Consider the following 1,701-nt stretch of genomic DNA (forward strand, 5'->3'; position numbering starts at 1 on the left):
CCCATTACGTTGTTAGCAGTTCCACCCCAGGGCACCGAAGATTCATAGGCCGTCCACCCGATTGGGCGGGTTATGTTTACTTCCGTTCCCTCCGTTCGCAAGAACAGTGGAACTAGTCGCTGGCTTCGGTATGGCTTATTCCTGTCCCTGTCTGAAAATGATCCGGGGGGTGATGTCGCCGAAGACAGTGACATACTCAAACTGCTAATAGGAACTTGACCCAGCCCAGGTGGTATGAGGTCTCACAGTAATGTGGATGCCAGTGCAAGTATGTCCGACCAACCCCAGCGATGAAGCATAAATAATCCAACTTCTCATTCATCGCTAGGAGGCACACACCCATGGCCTATGACTTCGTCATTGGCGTGGACGTCGGCAAATACTTCCACCACGCCTGCGTCCTCGATTCCCAAGGCAGACAAGTCCTGTCCGAACGCATCAACCAGCATGAAGGCTCACTACGCAAGCTCTTCGGCAAATTTCTCGCCGATGACGCTTCGGTTCTTGTCATTGTCGATCAACCCAACAACATCGGCCGGTTAACCGTCGCAGTCGCCCAAGATATGGGGGCCGACGTTCGCTATCTACCGGGGCTTGCGATGCGGCAGCTCTCTCGCATCCACGTCGGCAACTCCAAGACCGATGTGCGCGACGCCTACGTCATCGCCCATGCCGGTCTTAAACTTCCGGATGCCTTGCGCAGCGTCGACCGCGTTGAGGAAGTCTTTATCCAGCTGAAAGTGCTCAACGGTATTGACGAAGATCTCGCCCGGGCCTACACACGCCTGATTAACCAGATGCGATCCGCGCTCGTGGGAACCTATCCTGCATTCGAACATGTTCTGCGCGGACAGGTGATTCATCGCAAGTGGATCCTCCACCTACTTGCCAAATACGGTGGCCCCACCAAGATTCGACGCGTCGGTAGAGCACGTCTGGCAGCCTTTGCGCGCAGTCACAGGGCGCGCAATCCTGAGCCTGTCATCGATGCCATGCTTGCTGCCATCCACGGGCAGACCGTGTCCATTGCCGGGGCAGAATACGCCGAACTTGGCGTAGCAATGTCCGCCAAAGATGCATTGGCCAAACTCGAGCATCGTAAAGAAATCGAGGCGCAGGTGCTCAAGCTCATCCAGGACATTCCTCACACCGAGATTCTTTTATCCATGCCCGGCATCGGTCCGCGTAGCGCCGCGCAGATCCTCATGACCGTTGGCGATATGTCCGACTTCCCCGATGCAGCGCACCTAGCGTCCTATGCAGGCCTATCACCGCGGACGAATCAGTCGGGAACGTCCATCATGTCGAATTCGCCCAACCGGGCTGGCAACAAAAAATTAAAGAACGCCCTATGGCAATCGTCTTTTGCATCGATCAGATTCCACGAGCGTTCCCGACAATTCTATGAACGAAAACGCAAAGAAGGCAAAAGACACAACGCCGCAGTTGTCGCACTCGCACGCCGACGCCTAAACGTTCTCTTCGCCATGATGCGTAGCGGCGAGCTCTACCGAGACATCTCCACAGTCCAAGAGGCCACAGCAGCTTAGAACCAACAGCCCCCATCCAAGCCGATTGAGCAGCAAGCCCAATCGGCTCCTCGAGATGCCCGAAAACAACATTCACACGGCGAAGCAGAAGCCCTTCATACCCCCAACAACCTCACCCACGGAGTTGACAACCTATATAGGAACACCCCCC

1 protein-coding gene is annotated in these 1,701 nt (G+C 55.6%); it reads left to right on the forward strand.

Going from position 1 to position 1,701, the window contains the following annotated elements; translation table 11 throughout:
• Positions 1-341: 341 nt before the first annotated feature.
• On the forward strand, positions 342-1,550 hold the full coding sequence (locus QP994_RS10980) for an IS110 family RNA-guided transposase (protein ID WP_284866811.1): 1,209 nt from the start codon (positions 342-344) through the stop codon (positions 1,548-1,550).
• Positions 1,551-1,701 lie beyond the last annotated feature (151 nt).

This window comes from Corynebacterium sp. MSK044 (genome assembly GCF_030232825.1).
GTDB lineage: Bacteria > Actinomycetota > Actinomycetes > Mycobacteriales > Mycobacteriaceae > Corynebacterium.

What these genes read in the sequence shown, in the direction of transcription:
- QP994_RS10980 (WP_284866811.1), top strand. Translation starts at nt 342, where the DNA reads ATGGCCTATGACTTCGTCATTGGCGTGGACGTCGGCAAATACTTCCAC.